The following is a 16267-nucleotide window of genomic DNA, read 5'->3' as shown; positions in this document are numbered from 1 at the left end:
CCCCTTGTCGAGCCACAACAATGACTACAACCCGCAACGACTGGGAACAACGCTTCCAGTCCCTGACCCTCGAATCCCGCGCGTTCATCAACGGCGAATACCGCCCGGCGATCAGCGGCGACACCTTTGAATGCCTGAGCCCCGTCGACGGCCGTTTCCTCGCCTGCGTGGCCAGTACCGACGAAGCCGACGCCAACCTCGCTGTTGAAGTCGCTCGCCAGTCTTTCGAATCCGGCGTGTGGGCGAAAAAAGCCCCGGCCGAGCGCAAGCGCATCCTGATCCGCTTCGCCGATCTGATCCTGCAACACCAGGAAGAACTGGCGCTGCTTGAAACCCTGGACATGGGCAAACCGATCAGCGACTCCATGAGCATCGACATCCCGGCGACCGCCAACGCGATCCGCTGGAGCGCCGAAGCCATCGACAAAATCTACGACGAAGTCGCCGCCACGCCGCACGACCAACTCGGTCTGGTGACCCGCGAACCTTCGGGCGTGGTTGCCGCCATCGTGCCTTGGAACTTCCCGCTGATCATGGCCAGCTGGAAGTTCGCTCCAGCGCTGGCCGCCGGTAATTCGTTCATTCTCAAGCCTTCGGAAAAGTCGCCACTGACCGCCATCCGCATCGCGCAACTGGCGCTGGATGCCGGCATTCCAAAAGGCGTGTTCAACGTCCTGCCGGGCTTTGGTCACACCGTCGGCAAAGCGCTGGCGTTGCACATGGACGTCGACGTGCTGGCCTTTACTGGCTCCACGGCGATTGCCAAGCAACTGATGATTTATGCCGGCCAAAGCAACATGAAACGCGTTTGGCTCGAGGCCGGGGGCAAGAGCCCGAACGTGGTGTTTGCTGACGCCCCGGACTTGCGCGCAGCAGCCCAGGCCGCCGCCGGCGCCATCGCCTTCAACCAGGGCGAAGTGTGCACCGCCGGTTCGCGTCTGCTGGTCGAGCGTTCGATCCGCGAGCAATTCATCCCCCTGCTGGTGGAAGCGCTGCAAGCGTGGAAACCCGGTCACTCCCTCGACCCGGCCACCACCGTCGGCGCCGTGGTTGATCAGCGTCAACTCGACAACGTGCTGCGCTACATCAGCATCGGTCGCGAGCAGGGCGCCGAACTGATCGCTGGCGGCCAACGCACCCTCGAAGAAACCGGTGGCCTCTACGTGCAACCGGCGCTTTTCGACGGCGTAACCAACGCCATGACCATCGCCCAGGAAGAGATTTTTGGCCCGGTGCTGTCGCTGATCACCTTCGACACTGTGGAAGAAGCACTGCACATCGCCAACGACAGCATCTTCGGCCTCGCCGCCGGAGTCTGGACCAGCAACCTGAGCAAGGCGCACACCTTCGCTCGTGGCCTGCGCGCCGGCAGTGTGTGGGTCAACCAGTACGACGGCGGCGACATGACCGCGCCGTTCGGTGGCTTTAAACAGTCGGGCAACGGTCGCGACAAGTCGCTGCATGCGTTCGACAAGTACACCGAGCTGAAAGCGACCTGGATCAAGCTCTAATTCTTTTACAGCGACGGTCGCAGGTGTTCTGCGGCCATCGGAGAAACGTATGAAACAACAACACGTAAACAGCTACTACGCCGCCACCCGTAACGAAGTCATCGACTTTCCGATGCTGGAAGAAGCGGTGGACTGCGACGTCTGCATCATCGGCGCCGGTTACACCGGTTTGTCCTCGGCGCTGTTCCTGACCGAAGCCGGCTATAAAGTGACGGTGCTGGAAGCGGCGAAAGTCGGCTACGGCGCCAGCGGCCGCAATGGCGGTCAACTGGTCAATTCCTACAGCCGCGACGTCGACGTGATCGAAGAGCGCTACGGCGACAAGACCGCAGAAATCCTCGGCAGCATGATCTTCGAAGGCGCCGACATCATCCGTTCGCGCATCAAGGACTACGACATCCAGTGCGACTACCGCCCGGGCGGCATTTTCGCGGCGATGAACAAGAAGCAGCTCAACGGTTTGGCCGAGCAGAAGCGCAACTGGGAACGCTACGGCAATCGCAATCTGAAGATGCTCGACGCGGCGGACATTCGTCGCGAAGTCGGCTCCGACGCCTACGTCGGTGGTCTGCTGGACATGCAGGGCGGCCATGTTCACCCGCTGAACCTGGCCCTCGGTGAGGCCGCTGCAATCACGCGCCTGGGCGGCAAGATCTACGAGCAATCGGCCGCCGTGGAGATCACCTACGGCGAGCCCAACGTCGTGCGCACCGCCAAAGGCCTGGTACGCGCCAAGTACCTGTTGATCGCCGGCAACGCCTACCTGCCGCAAGGCCTCGACAACCGCGTGACCGCGAAAAGCATGCCGTGCGGCTCGCAGATCGTCGTCACCGAACCGTTGACCGAGAAGCAGGCGCGCAGCCTGATCACCAACAACTACTGCGTCGAAGACTGCAACTATCTGCTGGATTACTACCGCCTGACGGCCGATAACCGTCTGCTGTACGGCGGCGGCGTGGTCTACGGCGCGCGGGAACCGGACGACATCGAACAACTGATCCGCCCGAAGATCCTCAAGACCTTCCCACAACTCAAGGATGTGAAAATCGACTACCGCTGGACCGGCAACTTCTTGCTGACCATGTCACGCATGCCGCAATTCGGCCGCATCGAGAAAAACGCCTACTACATGCAAGGCTACAGCGGCCACGGCGTCACCTGCTCGCACCTGGCCGGCAAACTGATTTCGGAGATGATCCGCGGCGACGCCGAACGCTTCAACGCCTTCGCCTCCCTGCCACACATGCCCATGCTCGGCGGCCGTACCTTCTCCGCCCCATTGACCGCCCTCGGTGCCGTCTACTACTCGCTACGCGACCGCTTCGGCATTTAGGTTACCTCCCCGGCGGCGGCCCCCAAGACTCCCGCCGGTTTTTTTCCTGAGTCCAGCGCTCAAACTGTGGAAGCTGATCTGCCAGCGATAGCGTCATGACGGGGTGTGCAAGGCCAACTGCTTGATCACTTCAACCACTGGCGCCACCCGTTCAGCCTGCCCATGCGGCCAAACCGCATAGAGGTTGTAATGCGCCGCAATCTGCGCCAGACCGTCCGACAACACACTGGCAAACAACTGCCCGGCATCCGCCAGGTTGCTGCCGCCACCTTCACGCACGAACAGCGGCTGGCCGATGAACTGCATTTCGGTCGTGCCGCTGAGCGGTTGCATATCTGTCAGCCGCCTCTGAGCCAGCAGATTCGCCTGCTGGAAGAAGAACTCGGCACGCCGCTGTTCGAACGCAGTCATCACCGCGTTGAGCTGACAGCGGCGGGGTTGGTGTTCAAGGCGCTGACGCCACCGCTGACGCCACCGCTGCCGGAAGTGCCGCTGTACGCCACCTATCGGGCGGACGATGCTTCGCCGATGCTCAAGCTGTTTCTCGATACGTTGCGTGAGTGGGTGGAACACTGATCCCTGTGAGAGCGGGCCAGCCCGCGAGGAGGCCGGATAAATCAGCATCAAGTCTTATGACGGACCCTTGCAGGTGCTTCGCACGATCACGCGCCGCTGCGGTCGTAATCTTCACATGGTCGTATCACTTGTGGAGATCCAATGAGCCAGGAAGTCCTGACCCGCGAAACCAATCGTCGTCAGTTGCAACAGATCATCGCCGGGTTGTCCGACGGGGTGATTCTGCTTGAGCTTGATCAGAGCATCCTCTGGGCTAATGAAGCGGCGTTGGCCATGCACGGCGTCAACCGGATCGGTGAGCTGGGCACGAACGCCGATGAGTACGCCAAGCGCTTCAGCCTGCGTTATCGCAACAATCACCCGGTGCCGCCCGAGCACTATCCCATTAGCCGTGCCGCGCGTTGCGAAGTCTTCAGCGACGTGTTGATCGAGGTGTTCGCTGTGGATGACCCCGAGCGCATCTGGGTTCACAGCGTGCGCAGCATGGTGCTGACCGACCGTGATGGCCAGCCCGAGTCGCTGGTGCTGATCATGAGTGACGTTACTGATTGGGCCAATGCTGAGCAGCGCTTCGAAAAGACCTTCAATGCCAATCCGGCACCGGCGGTGATCTGCCGTCTCAGCGATTTGCGGTATATCAAGGTCAATCCGGGGTTCCTGGAGATGACTGGCTACACCCGCGACCAAGTGATTGGCACCTCGGCCTATGAAATCGACATCCTTGAGCAGGCCGATGATAAAGACCTGGCCATCCAGCGCCTGCGCGATGTGGCGACTATTCCGCAGATGCAGGCTGAACTGCGATTGCCCGATGGCACCACCAAGCAAGTGATCGTTGCCGGACAACCGCTGGTGCTTAATGACGAGCCGTGCATGTTGTTTTCCTTTGTCGACATGGAGTCGCGGCGCCAGGCTGAAGTGGCGCTGCGCCAGAGTGAAGAGCGGTTTGCCAAGGCTTTTCGCCTGACCCCGGTGCCGATTCTGATCTGCAGCGCCGACGAGCAACGGGTCATCGACGTCAATCAAGCGTTCCTCGAAACCCTGGCCTATGCCGGCGAAGACGTCGTGGGCAAAACCGTGACGCAACTGAACGTTATCAACGACGCCGAAGAGCGCGAACGGTTGCTGGTGGCACTGGAGAAAAACGGCCGGGTTGATCGGGTCGACGTAAGCGTGCGCAAGCAGGATGCAGATTTGCTTGAATGCACGCTGTCCGCCGACACGGTCAATATTCAGGGCATACCGTGCTACCTGCTGGTGCTGATGGACATCTCCGAGCGCAAGCGTACCGAGCTTGAACTGGTGGCGGCGATTGAAGAGGTGATGAAGGACGCTTCGTGGTTCAGTCGCACGCTGATCGAAAAACTGGCCAATGTGAAGAAGGTCAACTCGCCGCAATTGCCGAGTGTGTCGTTCACCGATCTGACCGCTCGTGAGCGCGATGTGCTGGGGTTGATCTGCGAGGGGCTGGCGGACAAGGAGATCGCGGCGCGGCTGAAACTGGCACCGAACACGGTGCGTAATCATGTGGCGACGGTGTATTCCAAACTGGATGTGCACAGCCGCAGTGAAGCAATTGTCTGGGCGCGCGAGCGTGGCTTGTTTTCGGGCGATTGGCGCAGCAAAGGCCAGCGATAGGGTGCAAATGCACTAGTGCGACAGGTGCAAATTCGTGTGTTGCTGTGACGAGGCTGTTCTTAGTCTGGCGGGGTGCGATACGAGCCTTTTTTGGCTTGGGATCGTGTCCCAGTGAGACAGTTCAAGGAATAGCTCCAATGATGAATCTTGCGCAGTTGCGCGCGCGGCTTGAGCACAGTTTTTCGCCGCTGGCTTGTGAGTGTTCGGTGGATGGTGATCATTCGCTGACGGTGAAGCTGTTTGACCCGGTTTCCGGGCAGGTGGATTTGGTGATCGGTGGTTTGAAACTCGATGCTTTGCGCACGTCCGGGTCTGTCGATGTGTTGATTGATGAATTGCGTTATGAGTTGCAGAGCAACTCTTTGGGGACTTCGCGGGATCCTGATCTGGCGTAGATTATGGTGTGGGCAGGTTGCTTGCTGGGGCTCTGAGTTCCTTCGTTTCGGGGCGCACCAATAGCAGCCGTGGTCGCCGACCCATTTCTGTCGGATGCCCGCGATCCCTGTGGGAATGGGCTTGCTCGCGAAAGCGGCCAGACTGGCCAGCGGCTTGTGCAGGCAACCTGCGCCGGGAGCACAACGCAAAATCGACAGCCAGTCTTCCCTGATCTGGCCGTTTTACTGGCGCTTGCGAGGGGCTCGGCTATAAAGAATGAGTGGTCAGGTCTTCCGTGGTCGGTTTGGTCGCGGGAGTTTGTCTCTCTTTTCGCGGGTCGTCCTATGAACAATCTTGGGAAACGCGTGTGTTCGCCGTTGTCGTTGGTTTTTTCTGTGGCGCTGTTGGCCGGTTGTGCCAGTGCGCCGCCACCGCCACCGGTAATGCCACCTGCGCCGCCGGAACGCACCTGCCAGGTCCTCGAGAATACCGAGGTAGCCGGCGATGTGTATGCCGACGGGCAAGTGACTCGTCACATCACCACTACCCGTTGCATCACCCAATAGCGTGCGCAGGGCAATAGTCTCTGTCTGAGCTGATTGTGCTGGAGGCTGACGAGGTGGGCGGGACGGTGTTGAGTTTCGGTTGGCAAGTGCCAAGGGTCTTGGCCTGGTACACATGCCCTGTGGACGCGAGCACGCTCACCTCCACAGGGTTATTGATTGACCGCCAGGATCAGGACAGGAACCCGCCGTCCACGTTCAGTGAGACGCCTGTGGTGTAGCTCGACGCATCACTGGCCAGGTACAGCACCGCACCGGCCATTTCACTCGGATCGGCCACACGCTTGAGCGGGATCTGCGTCAGCGCCTGTTTCAGAATCGCGTCGTTCTTCACCAGCGCCGAGGCGAACTTGGTGTCGGTAAGGCCCGGCAGCAGGGCGTTGCAGCGGATGCCGAATTGCGCGCATTCCTTGGCGAAGACCTTGGTCATGTTGATCACCGCCGCTTTGGTCACCGAGTAGATGCCCTGAAAGATCCCCGGCGAGATGCCGTTGATCGAGGCGACGTTGATGATGCTGCCACCACCGTTTTCGCGCATCAGCTTGCCCGCTTCCACGGACATGAAAAAGTAGCCACGGATGTTCACGTCGACGGTCTTCTGGAACGCGCCCAGATCGGTGTCCAGCACGTTGCAGAACTGCGGGTTGGTGGCGGCATTGTTCACCAGAATGTCCAGGCGGCCGAACTGTTCCTTGATCCCGGCGAACACTTGGCTGATCTGTTCCATTTCACCGATGTGGCAGGCCACCGCGGTGGCTTTGCCGCCGTCAGCGATGATGGCGTCGGCGACGTGCTGGCAGCCGTCGAGTTTGCGACTGGAAACGATGACGTGCGCGCCTTGTTGGGCGAGCAGTTTGGCGATGGCTTCACCGATGCCACGGCTGGCGCCGGAGACGAAAGCGATCTTGCCGTCGAGGTCGAACAACTGAGTCTTGGACATAAGGGTTCCTGGGTGTGGGCCGTCAGAGGCTCGATTTCGAAATGACCTGCAAGCTCATCTGCTCCAGCAGTTTGTTCATGTGAATGAACTGCGCGAAGCGTTTGTCCTGGGTCTGGCCATGGTAGAAGCGGTAGTAGATCTGCTGCACGATCCCGGCCAGACGGAACAGGCCGTAGGTGTAGTAGAAGTCGAAGTTGTCGATCTGGATGCCCGAGCGTTCGGCGTAGTAATCGACGAACTCGCGGCGGGTCAGCATGCCCGGGGCGTGGCTCGGCTGGCGGCGCATCAGTTGCACCGGCGCCGGATCGCCCGCCTCGATCCAGTAGGCGAGGGTGTTGCCCAGGTCCATCAGCGGATCGCCGAGGGTGGTCAGTTCCCAGTCGAGTACGCCGATGATCTGCATCGGGTTGTTCGGGTCGAGGATCACGTTGTCGAAACGGTAGTCGTTGTGGACGATGCTCGACGTCGGGTGGTCGGCTGGCATCTTGTCGTTGAGCCAGGCTTTGACCGCTTCCCAGTGCGGTGCGTCCGGGGTCAAGGCTTTTTCGTAGCGCTCGCTCCAGCCTTTGATCTGGCGGGCAACGTAACCTTCAGGCTTGCCCAGATCACCGAGACCACAGGCCTTGTAATCGACACGGTGCAGTTCGACGAAACGGTCGATGAAGCTCTTGCACAGCGCCTCGGTTTTCGCTGAATCCAGACCCAGTTCCGGCGGCAGTTCCGAGCGCAGGATGATCCCGTTGACCCGTTCCATCACATAGAACTCAGCGCCAATCACCGATTCGTCGGTGCAGTGCACGTAGGCTTTCGGGCAATACGGAAAACCGTCGCGCAATTGATTGAGGATGCGGAATTCGCGGCCCATGTCGTGGGCGGATTTGGCCTTGTGACCGAACGGCGGCCGGCGCAACACGAACTCCTGCTCGGGGTATTCGAGCAGGTAAGTCAGGTTTGACGCGCCGCCGGGAAACTGGCTGATCGCAGGCAAGCCGCGCAGGCCCGGAATGTGTGCCTTGAGGTATGGATCGATCAGGCTGGCATCGAGTTCTTCGCCAGAGCGGATACGGGTGGACTGGTCAGTAAGCGCCATGCTTATCCCTTCTGCTTATTTTGGAGGCCAGACATCATTGGCTAATCTAATGGGGCGCTCGGTCGGTCACAAGCGCGGGTCGGTCTTATAGGTTAGCGTGTTGCCGGACAATCACCTTTGGGAATGTGCAGGGCGGGCCGTAGCAGACTAAGGTTTAGCGGGTATGCCGTGTCCAACAAGGAGTCGGGAAATGGGCTGTCCACAAGTCTGTGCCACTGCCACTTTGCAATGCAGCTTCGGCGCCGCACCGTCGGCGCTCAACGTGTTGCCGGTCAATCGCACGCTGACCGGCGGGATGCCGGCGGCGAACATCATGGATTACATTCCGCTGGTCAACATCCTGCCGTTCGGGGTGTGCATGAGCATGGCCAATCCGACGGTGGCGGCCGCCACCGCTGCTGCGCTGGGCGTGCTGACACCGATGCCGTGCATTCCGGCAACCGCGTCGCCATGGATTCCCGGCGGCGCGCCGACCTTGCTGCTCGGCGGGATGCCAGCGATCGATGCCAACAGTACGTTGATGTGCACTTGGGCGGGGGTGATCAAGATCGTCATGCCGGGGCAGATGCAGATGCTGATTCCCTGATTGTTGCGTTGGATGTGCCGGCCTCTTCGCGAGCAAGCCCGCTCCCACATTTGATCGCATTCCAATGGGTAAGCGGGCTTGCTCGCGAAAGGGCCAGTCAATACACCCTGAAACGTCAGGCCTGCTGCGGATCCATCCAGCGTTGATACCACCAGCGCACCCGCGAAATCGGCTTGCCATCCGCGCCCAACGGCCGTCCATCCTCGGCAAACCCCTGTTCAGGCTCCATCAACTGCCCATTCACATAACGCGCTTGCACCGCCGGTTTGCCATTGGGATGAAAGCGCTGATAGCGCCCCTCACGCACGCCATCGCGATAAAACTCAGCCTCCGCCACCTGGCCGTCAGGAAAGTAATTGAACGCTTCCCCATGCAACAGCCCGCGCCGATACGTTGCCTTGCGTTGTAAAAAGCCCTCAGGTGCGTAAAAACTGGCAACCCCTTGCAGCTTGTCGTGTACAAACGGCATCTGCGCCGAGACCTTGCCATTGGGGTGATAGAGCAGCGACGTACCCTGCAACTCGCCCTGGCTGTAGTTCAGATCGGCTTGTTTGCGCCCGTCGTCCTTGATTTGCAACGGGCCATCGAGCTGGCCGTCCTGCAAACGTCCCTTGAGCTGCTTGTCATTTTGCTGCAAGTCCAGCGGTGTGATCGCCATGGTTGCTCCCTGTCAGTTGACCTGCACCAGCCCGCCCTTGATGGTCAGCATGCCGCCGCCGTCCACGGTCTGCGAGGCCGCGCCCTTGTTGGTCAGGCTGATGCCAGCGTCGTTGGTCAGGGTGGTTCCGGCCTTGTTGTCCAGCGATGTACCGGCCTGATTGGTCAAGGCAGTGCCGGCCTTGTGGGTGATCGAGGTGCTGGCAGAGGTCGCCAGATCGGCGCCGCTCTTGATGGTGAAGCTGCCGCCACTTTGCAGGGTCAGGGTGCCGCTGACTTTGATCGTCAGGTTGCCGTCCACGGTCAGGCTGTAATCGCCCGTGACTTTGTCGGTGTAATTACCGCCCGTGCTGTGATCTTGGTCAGCGCCGACTTTTACCGTGCGACTGTCCTTCACATCGAGCGTGTCGCTGCCGGTCTGGATCGTCACACTGCGTTTGCCTTTCTCCAGGGTCACGGTCTCGTCGCCGTCCTTGACCGTGCGGGTGCGGGCGTTCTGTACGGTGAGGGTTTCGTCGTGGCCGACGGTGGCCGTGGTGTCGTTGAGCACGTTGATCTTCAGATCTTTCTGCGCCTGCAAAAACACCTCTTCGGCGTCTTTCTTGTCCTCGAAGCGCAGTTCGTTGAAACCGCCGCCACCCTTTGACGATTGGGTCTTGATCCCCGATTGCGTCTGATTGGCCGGCAAGGCGTAGGGCAGGGCGTTGTCGCCGTTGTAGACGCACCCGGTCACCAGCGGCCGATCCGGATCGCCGTCGATAAAGGTCACGATGACTTCCTGACCGATGCGCGGGATGAACTGCATGCCAAAGCCCTTGCCGCTCCACGGCAACACCACGCGCACCCAGCAGGAACTGGTTTCGTCATTTTTGCCATCGCGATCCCAAGGGAACTGCAACTTGATCCGGCCGTATTCGTCGGTCCAGATTTCTTCGCCGGTCTTGCCCACCACAATTGCAGTTTGCGGGTGCATGCGCGGTTTTGGTGTGACCCGTTGCGGGCGAAACGGCGTGGCTTTGGGGATCGCTTCGAAACGGTTGCGATAGCTTTCATGGCTGACGTCATGGGTGACCCGCGTCACCACCCAGTCGATGTTCAGGCTCGCATCGTCGTGCCCGTCGAGGGTGAACCAGTGCCCCGGGATCAGCCAGCGACAGTCGCTCTCGCCGACAAAGCGTTTCTCTTCACTGCGCAAACCGTCGACGCGTTGCTTGGTCAACGCATCGCCGCGCGCCTTGGCGTTGTAGCCGCCCGGATGTTCGTAGATCGCACGCGGCCCGGCGACCGCTTCGGCCTGGCCGTACAGCGAAGTGGTCGGCGTGGTGAACTCGTAATCCGTCGCCTTGTATACCCCAGCCACCGCTTGCAAACACACCTGGCCTGCGCGAATCCCGTGCAGCTCGCGCTGACCCAGTCCTTGCCCCAGATAGCTGACCTTCGGCCCATTAGGGATCTGCACGAAAGCGTCGTTGCTGTCGCCCAGTACAAGCGTGTGCTTGCCGTCGTCGTGGGTGAAGAACCAGAAAATGCCTTCTTCTTCCAGCAACCGCGAGACGAAGGCGAAATCGGTTTCGCCGTATTGCACACAGTATTCGCGTGGGGTGTAGCTGCCGGTCAGCGACAGTTTGAAATCGCTGAAACCGTGGGCGTTGAAAATCGTCGTGACGATGTCCGAGGTGGCGAGGTTCTGGAACACGCGGTTGTTGCTGGCCAGGGTCAGCCACCAGAGCCATGGCCTGAGTACAAGCTGATAGCGCTCGGCGGTGGCGTCGGCGGGGAGCTGGCGGATTTCAGCGACCAGCGCATCGAACGGACGCAGTTGTTCGTCGTTGTGCAGGGTGGTGGTGACGTGGGTGGCGACGGCGCTGATCAGGGTGAGGGCGGTGCCGTCGTTGAGGCCGTTGAGGATTTGTGAACCGAGCAGGTTAAGGCCTTCGTCACCGGACAACGCCTCAGGGTAAAGCGCCGACAGCGACGTGGCAGTGAGCGAAAGGCTGGTGTTGCTGTCGGTGGATCGGGGCATGGTGTTGTCTCTTTAGAGGGGGCAGGTTCCACTATTCAGAGGCTGAGACAAGTGAATTTATACAGATAGATTTCGACTTGACCGGGCTTTTCAATTCGTTCGGTTATTAAACTATAACTGTACGACAACCGGATTCAGTGTCTCCATGTGCGCAGAGTACCCGCAAGGACCGACCTGTTGACTCGTGGCCTTGTGACTTAGGAAATCAACGAGATGCATCAAAGTGTCACTCATGTATCTGACTGTACCTGATACTCCATCGCCTACTGTGCCCGAGTGAGCCTCTATCTGAAACCAGGAGTCTCCATTGTTAGTTCCGAAAAGAACGGTTCCCCAGTTTTGTTGGGGGGTCAAAGGGAGGCGAAGTTCATACTGCGGATTGGCGTTCCCTGGATAATGAGAAGATGGAAGATTTACGCCTGAATTTCGCTGTCCCGAGGGGACTGTTAATTGTTGATATTCCTGTTGCCAGGTTTGATACAAGGCTGCTCCGTCTCTGACGATAACGTGCCCGCCATGAAACGCCAGAGTCCCGCCCTCGGTATTGCCTGCCTGAGTGGTACCCAGTTCATACAAGTAACGGACTTGGTTGATCAGGTCTATTTGCAGTCCACTGAAGTAAGCCTGATCGTAAATAAGTCGTTGATAGATTTCATTTGAGGTGAACACACGCATACCTGGGATGGTAGCCAAACTTAACCAGGGACGAACGCCACCACCGAGTTCTGCTGGGGTCATGATACTAAATGGCATGGTTACTCCGTGAATAGGTGAGTTATTGATGTTGACCAAAAAAAGGGTACGGATTTATTTGTTCGGCAAACGGCAGAATTAAATCCGTCCCCTTTGATTTAGCTACTTCTGAACATTTTTGGCCTCAGCCGCCTTGGCCTGCTGCCACATCGGAATCGCCTTGAACGCAGTGACCATGTCGTAATCCAGCGCCACCGGTTTTGCACCTGCTGAGGTGTCCGGCCCCATCGGGGTCTTGCCGTCGCGGCTCTGGAACCAGCTCATCCAGAGTTTCGATCCGGGGTCGGCCATGACCAGTGCCGCGTCAGGGTCACTGCCCGAAAGTGGTGGATCGATGGTTTGTGGTGGCTGGCTGGAGGTGGGCAGCAAGAACGAGGTCATCGGATATTGGGCGCTGCTGTGGCATCCCAGGCATCCGGCACTGGCCAGACCGGCCGGGTAATAGTGCGAGCCGGTCCAGGCTGGCGTCACGACGGCACCGTCGTTCGGGCCTGACAATCGGCCGTCCCATCCCAGCGTTGAGACCGAATAAGCCGGCGACTGGGGATTGATCCAGTTTTCGCTGAGCTTCGGATTGACCGTGACGGGCGGCGTCAGCGCCGTTGGCGCCGTGTTGATGACGTCCGGGTTGCCGCCCCAGGTGGCGCCCAGCGGAATCATCTTGTCCCAGGCGTCTTTGCCCGGCGCGTTCTTGTCGTAGACCAGGGTCGAAAACACCCATCCGGTTTGCGGTGAGGCGACACTGTCCTTGACGATGATGTCGAACTGCATCAACGACACCTTGGTCATCGCCGGTTGAGTGGTGGTGCCCTTGAAGTCTTTGCCGACGCATTGTGTTTTATTCAGCGCGCTGCCATTGCTGGTGTTCACCGGTGCGTAGATTTCCCATTGGGCGGCGCCTTCCATGGGGGCCCAATCGCTGCCACAGGCACTGACCATGGCAAATTTGATGATGACGCTGCCTTCGGCAAACTGCGTGGTGCTCGTTTCCAGCACCGGATTCATTGCGCGTTCAGGGGTTTTGCCCCAGATGTCGCCGAGGGTTTTCGCCGCACGGGTGTCGTACAGTGTCAGCACATAAGTGGTCACGGGCAGGGTCTGATCCGTCAGTGTGCCGGCGGGAAACCCTGACCCGACATACACACCACGAATGGGTTCGCGTTCGATACCCAGCCAGATCGAGTCGTACCAGCCGCTGTCCTTGTAGTTCCAGTTGGCGTAGTCGTAGACGATCTTGCGCATGTCCGGGGAGACGTAATCTTTCAGCGCCTGAACGTAGGCACCGGCGTTGGCCTGGGTGATCTTGCCGTTGCCGGTGGTCTTGCTCCACGGGAAGGAAGTGCCGGTCGGTAATTGGGTCGGATAATCATGGCTGAGTGTGAACAGCGGCCCCTTGTAGTTCGGCGGCGGGGAAATGGGCGAGGTCAGAAAGGGGTCAATCTGCAAGTTCGCGCCATTGAGTTTTTCGACCGTAGAGGTCAGGAAGGACACCTTGCCCACCAACTCGTTTTCCAAATGTCGGGTGTCCGCTGGTGCGGACAACGGTATTGCGACACAGGCTCCCAGCAGACTCATCGGTAATTTCAGGCTTTTTTTCATGACATTATCCTTGTCAGTTTTGGAAGAGTACCTTCCTTTCATCACGGTTTTTCGTACATCGGCGAAGGGCGATGGGGATTACTCCAGCACCCACTCCGCCAACTTCCCCGTCACTTGCGTCATCAACACATTCTCGACATCCCGCGCACCCGCCGCACTGCACTTGGCGAGCACGGCTTTGACAATCCCCGCATCAAACTCAAATTGTTTGCCGGTCGCTGCCTTATAGCGCCCGCGTAACTTCTCAAGTTTCGCCAGCACAATCCCTTCCAGCGTCGCCTCATCCAGCGGTCGATACGCAACCACGGTCATGCGCGCCAGAAATGCCGGACGGAAGGCTTGCAGGAGGACTTTATGCAGGGCTTCGTTGAAGGCGTCAGAACCGAGTTGCGCCACGGGTGTGTCGAGCAGTAACTCGGCACCGACATTGCTGGTGGCGAGCATCACGGTATTTTTGAAGTCCACCACCAATCCGGTGCCGTCCTCCATCAAGCCTTTGTCGAAAACGTTGTAGAACGCCTCCAGCACATCGGGATGGGCCTTCTCGATCTCATCGAGCAACACCACGGAATACGGCTTGCGCCGCACCGCTTCCGTCAATACACCACCGCTGCCATAACCGACATAACCGGGCGGCGCGCCTTTGAGTTGGCTGACGGTGTGGGCTTCCTGGTACTCGGAGAGGTTGATGCTGATCAGGTTGCGTTCGCCGCCGTACAACGCATCGGCCAGCGCGTAAGCGGTTTCGGTTTTGCCGACGCCGGTAGGGCCGACCAGCAGGAACACCCCGACCGGTTTTTGCGGGTCGGTGAGGCCGGCGCGATAGGCCTGCAAGCGTTGGGCGATAGTGTTGAGCGCGGTGCTTTGGCCCATGACGCGTTGGCCCATGCGGGTGCCGAGTGTGCGCACGGCATGGGCTTCGTCGGCGAGCATTTTGCCGACAGGAATGCCGGTCCATCCGGCGATCACGGCGGCGACGGTTTTGGTATCGACCTGCTCGGGCACCAGTGGATCGTCCTGGCGAATCGCATCGAGTCCGGCTTCCAGACGCAGCAGTTCAGCGGCCAGATGATCGATGCGGCTGTCAGTCGCTTCGTCGGGTTTGTCGCTGTCGGCGCGCTCGCTCAAGTCGAGCAACTCACGACGAGTGTCGAGCAACTCGCGCACGGCTACACGCTCTTCACCCCAACGGGTTTCCAGCTCGCGGATGGCTTGAACGTTGCCGCCAGATTCGCTTTCCAGCAGGGTAATGCGCTCACGGTGATCCAGCCCTGTGGCCTGTTCGCGGCGCAAGCGCTCGACTTCATCCTTGAGGCTGTTTTGCCGGTGGCGCAGGCTTTCCAGCGGTGGGGGCACGTCGTGCTGGCCGAGGGCGACGCGCGCGCAGGCAGTGTCGAGGACGCTGATGGCTTTGTCCGGCAACTGACGGCCGGAGATGTAGCGGTGCGACAGTTTCACCGCTTCGTGGATCGCCGCATCAAGCACCTGCACGCCGTGGTGCTGTTCGAGTTTGGCGGCGACACCACGGAGCATTTCCACGGCGGTGATTTCGTCCGGCTCTTCCACCTGCACCAGTTGAAAGCGGCGGGCGAGGGCCGGGTCTTTCTCGAAATATTTTTTGTACTCCATCCACGTCGTCGCGGCGAGGGTGCGTAATTCGCCTCGGGCCAATGCCGGTTTGAGCAGGTTGGCCGCATCACTGCCGCCCTCGGCACCGCCGGCGCCGATCAGGGTGTGGGCTTCGTCGATGAACACAATGATCGGTTTGTCGGCGCTGCGTACCGCGTCGATCACGCCTTTCAAGCGTTGTTCGAATTCGCCCTTGACCCCGGCGCCGGCCTGCAACAGACCGAGATCAAGCACGCGCAAACTGACTTCCTGCAACGAGGGCGGCACGTCGCCGGCTGCGATGCGCAGGGCCAGGCCTTCGACCACGGCGGTTTTGCCCACGCCCGGTGCGCCGACCAGAATCGGGTTGTTCTGCCGGCGCCGCAGAAGGATGTCGATGCATTGGCGAATCTCACCATCGCGGCCCACGATCGGGTCGATGCGTCCGGCATGGGCGTCGGCGGTCAGGTCCTGGGTGTATTGATCCAGCACCGAATCCTGTCGTGGCGCAGGATGTCCAGAGGAAGCCGCGGAACGCGGGCCGACATGCTCACGGGAGTTTTCGGTCCACTCCAGCAAGTTCGCCCGCAGCGCTTCTTTGGGAATGCGCAGTAACGATGAGGCACTGTTGAGCAGCAGGCTGCGGCGCTCGTCGCGGTCAATCAACGCCAATAGCAGCAGCCCCGAACGAATGCTGTCGAGTCCCAACACACTGGCCTGCACCACCGCATCTTCGAGCAAGCCCAGGGTGTGTGACGACAGCGCTGGCGTGCGCGTGCTGCCAGCCTTGAACAGTTCCAGCGCCTTGTTGATTTCAGCGCTCAGCGCATCACGCTCCAGACCGAAGCGCGGCAGCAAAAAGGCAAAGTCGCCGCCCTCGATATCCAGCAATTCCAGCAGCAAATGCTCAATCTCGACAAAGTGATGCCCGCGTTGCAGGCACCGTTGCGCGGCGCGTTCGAGGGCGCGGCGGTTGTCCGGGTTGAGGCGTCCGATCAGGCTGGCCAGTTCCATT

Annotated in this window: 14 protein-coding genes and 1 pseudogene; 7 read left to right on the top strand and 8 right to left on the bottom strand. The window is 59.9% G+C overall.

Annotation, left to right across the window (positions count from 1 at the left end; genetic code table 11):
* The first annotated feature begins 20 nt into the window (after positions 1-20).
* Together ACIOWA_RS08505 and ACIOWA_RS08500 are read left to right on the top strand one after the other, a co-directional pair.
* A complete protein-coding gene (locus tag ACIOWA_RS08505) occupies positions 21-1511 on the top strand; it encodes an aldehyde dehydrogenase (RefSeq protein ID WP_339432726.1) in 1491 nt (496 codons plus the stop codon).
* A 49-nt stretch (positions 1512-1560) separates the two neighbouring features.
* Positions 1561-2844 carry an FAD-binding oxidoreductase gene (locus ACIOWA_RS08500; protein ID WP_339432725.1) on the top strand — a complete coding sequence of 428 codons (1284 nt, stop codon included), beginning with the start codon at positions 1561-1563 and terminating at the stop codon, positions 2842-2844.
* A gap of 93 nt (positions 2845-2937) precedes the next feature.
* On the opposite strand, the gene ACIOWA_RS08495 is transcribed toward ACIOWA_RS08500, so the two are convergent.
* Positions 2938-3177 (bottom strand): hypothetical protein, encoded by a 240-nt coding sequence (locus ACIOWA_RS08495; RefSeq protein WP_401159322.1) that lies wholly within the window; start codon positions 3175-3177, stop codon positions 2938-2940.
* Here ACIOWA_RS08495 and ACIOWA_RS08490 point away from each other — a divergent pair.
* The 4 genes and pseudogenes from ACIOWA_RS08490 to ACIOWA_RS08475 form a co-directional block, all read left to right on the top strand.
* A pseudogene (locus ACIOWA_RS08490) lies at positions 3133-3291 on the top strand (LysR family transcriptional regulator); the annotation flags it as partial. The gene ACIOWA_RS08495 and the pseudogene ACIOWA_RS08490 overlap by 45 nt on opposite strands.
* Positions 3292-3561: 270 nt before the next feature.
* On the top strand, positions 3562-5058 hold the full coding sequence (locus ACIOWA_RS08485) for a helix-turn-helix transcriptional regulator (protein WP_401159266.1): 1497 nt from the start codon (positions 3562-3564) through the stop codon (positions 5056-5058).
* A gap of 137 nt (positions 5059-5195) precedes the next feature.
* On the top strand, positions 5196-5453 hold the full coding sequence (locus tag ACIOWA_RS08480; protein WP_339432723.1) for a DUF1652 domain-containing protein: 258 nt from the start codon (positions 5196-5198) through the stop codon (positions 5451-5453).
* Positions 5454-5777: 324 nt separating this feature from the next.
* Positions 5778-5999, top strand: a complete 222-nt coding sequence (locus ACIOWA_RS08475) for a hypothetical protein (RefSeq protein ID WP_339432722.1) — start codon at positions 5778-5780, stop codon at positions 5997-5999.
* Between the two features lie 169 nt (positions 6000-6168).
* Here the strand turns inward: ACIOWA_RS08475 and ACIOWA_RS08470 are convergent, their stop codons facing one another.
* A complete protein-coding gene (locus tag ACIOWA_RS08470; protein ID WP_221732683.1) occupies positions 6169-6936 on the bottom strand; it encodes an SDR family oxidoreductase in 768 nt (255 codons plus the stop codon).
* A 22-nt stretch (positions 6937-6958) separates the two neighbouring features.
* The gene (locus tag ACIOWA_RS08465; protein WP_339432721.1) at positions 6959-8026 is read right to left on the bottom strand and encodes a phosphotransferase family protein; all 1068 of its coding nucleotides are present in this window, start codon (positions 8024-8026) and stop codon (positions 6959-6961) included.
* 190 nt (positions 8027-8216) lie between these two features.
* Here ACIOWA_RS08465 and ACIOWA_RS08460 point away from each other — a divergent pair, with 190 nt between their 5' ends.
* Positions 8217-8612: a DUF4280 domain-containing protein gene (locus ACIOWA_RS08460; protein ID WP_221732681.1), complete on the top strand. Its 396-nt coding sequence runs from the start codon at positions 8217-8219 to the stop codon at positions 8610-8612.
* A gap of 115 nt (positions 8613-8727) precedes the next feature.
* On the opposite strand, the gene ACIOWA_RS08455 is transcribed toward ACIOWA_RS08460, so the two are convergent.
* The 5 genes from ACIOWA_RS08455 to tssH all read right to left on the bottom strand — a co-directional run bounded on the left by ACIOWA_RS08455 (position 8728) and on the right by tssH (position 16266).
* The gene (locus ACIOWA_RS08455; RefSeq protein ID WP_401159264.1) at positions 8728-9270 is read right to left on the bottom strand and encodes a toxin-antitoxin system YwqK family antitoxin; all 543 of its coding nucleotides are present in this window, start codon (positions 9268-9270) and stop codon (positions 8728-8730) included.
* 12 nt (positions 9271-9282) lie between these two features.
* Positions 9283-11292 carry a type VI secretion system tip protein TssI/VgrG gene (gene tssI / locus ACIOWA_RS08450; RefSeq protein WP_401159262.1) on the bottom strand — a complete coding sequence of 670 codons (2010 nt, stop codon included), beginning with the start codon at positions 11290-11292 and terminating at the stop codon, positions 9283-9285.
* A gap of 111 nt (positions 11293-11403) precedes the next feature.
* Positions 11404-12045 (bottom strand): hypothetical protein, encoded by a 642-nt coding sequence (locus ACIOWA_RS08445; RefSeq protein WP_339432718.1) that lies wholly within the window; start codon positions 12043-12045, stop codon positions 11404-11406.
* A 102-nt stretch (positions 12046-12147) separates the two neighbouring features.
* Positions 12148-13644 (bottom strand): hypothetical protein, encoded by a 1497-nt coding sequence (locus ACIOWA_RS08440; RefSeq protein WP_401159260.1) that lies wholly within the window; start codon positions 13642-13644, stop codon positions 12148-12150.
* A 78-nt stretch (positions 13645-13722) separates the two neighbouring features.
* Positions 13723-16266 (bottom strand): type VI secretion system ATPase TssH, encoded by a 2544-nt coding sequence (gene tssH, locus ACIOWA_RS08435; RefSeq protein WP_339432716.1) that lies wholly within the window; start codon positions 16264-16266, stop codon positions 13723-13725.
* Between the last annotated feature and the right edge of the window lies 1 nt (position 16267).

The organism is Pseudomonas sp. NPDC087614, assembly GCF_044743485.1.
GTDB classification, from domain to species: domain Bacteria; phylum Pseudomonadota; class Gammaproteobacteria; order Pseudomonadales; family Pseudomonadaceae; genus Aquipseudomonas; species Aquipseudomonas baetica_A.
The sequence above is the reverse complement of the archived record's forward strand: the minus strand, read 5'-3'. Positions and strand labels throughout refer to the sequence as shown.

Coding starts and splice junctions, on each gene's coding strand:
- ACIOWA_RS08485 (WP_401159266.1), top strand. CDS start 3,562: ATGAGCCAGGAAGTCCTGACCCGCGAAACCAATCGTCGTCAGTTGCAA.
- ACIOWA_RS08465 (WP_339432721.1), bottom strand. CDS start 8,026: ATGGCGCTTACTGACCAGTCCACCCGTATCCGCTCTGGCGAAGAACTC.
- tssH (WP_339432716.1), bottom strand. CDS start 16,266: ATGGAACTGGCCAGCCTGATCGGACGCCTCAACCCGGACAACCGCCGC.
- ACIOWA_RS08495 (WP_401159322.1), bottom strand. CDS start 3,177: ATGCAACCGCTCAGCGGCACGACCGAAATGCAGTTCATCGGCCAGCCG.
- ACIOWA_RS08440 (WP_401159260.1), bottom strand. CDS start 13,644: ATGAAAAAAAGCCTGAAATTACCGATGAGTCTGCTGGGAGCCTGTGTC.
- ACIOWA_RS08480 (WP_339432723.1), top strand. CDS start 5,196: ATGATGAATCTTGCGCAGTTGCGCGCGCGGCTTGAGCACAGTTTTTCG.
- ACIOWA_RS08500 (WP_339432725.1), top strand. CDS start 1,561: ATGAAACAACAACACGTAAACAGCTACTACGCCGCCACCCGTAACGAA.
- ACIOWA_RS08455 (WP_401159264.1), bottom strand. CDS start 9,270: ATGGCGATCACACCGCTGGACTTGCAGCAAAATGACAAGCAGCTCAAG.
- ACIOWA_RS08460 (WP_221732681.1), top strand. CDS start 8,217: ATGGGCTGTCCACAAGTCTGTGCCACTGCCACTTTGCAATGCAGCTTC.
- tssI (WP_401159262.1), bottom strand. CDS start 11,292: ATGCCCCGATCCACCGACAGCAACACCAGCCTTTCGCTCACTGCCACG.
- ACIOWA_RS08470 (WP_221732683.1), bottom strand. CDS start 6,936: ATGTCCAAGACTCAGTTGTTCGACCTCGACGGCAAGATCGCTTTCGTC.
- ACIOWA_RS08475 (WP_339432722.1), top strand. CDS start 5,778: ATGAACAATCTTGGGAAACGCGTGTGTTCGCCGTTGTCGTTGGTTTTT.
- ACIOWA_RS08445 (WP_339432718.1), bottom strand. CDS start 12,045: ATGCCATTTAGTATCATGACCCCAGCAGAACTCGGTGGTGGCGTTCGT.
- ACIOWA_RS08505 (WP_339432726.1), top strand. CDS start 21: ATGACTACAACCCGCAACGACTGGGAACAACGCTTCCAGTCCCTGACC.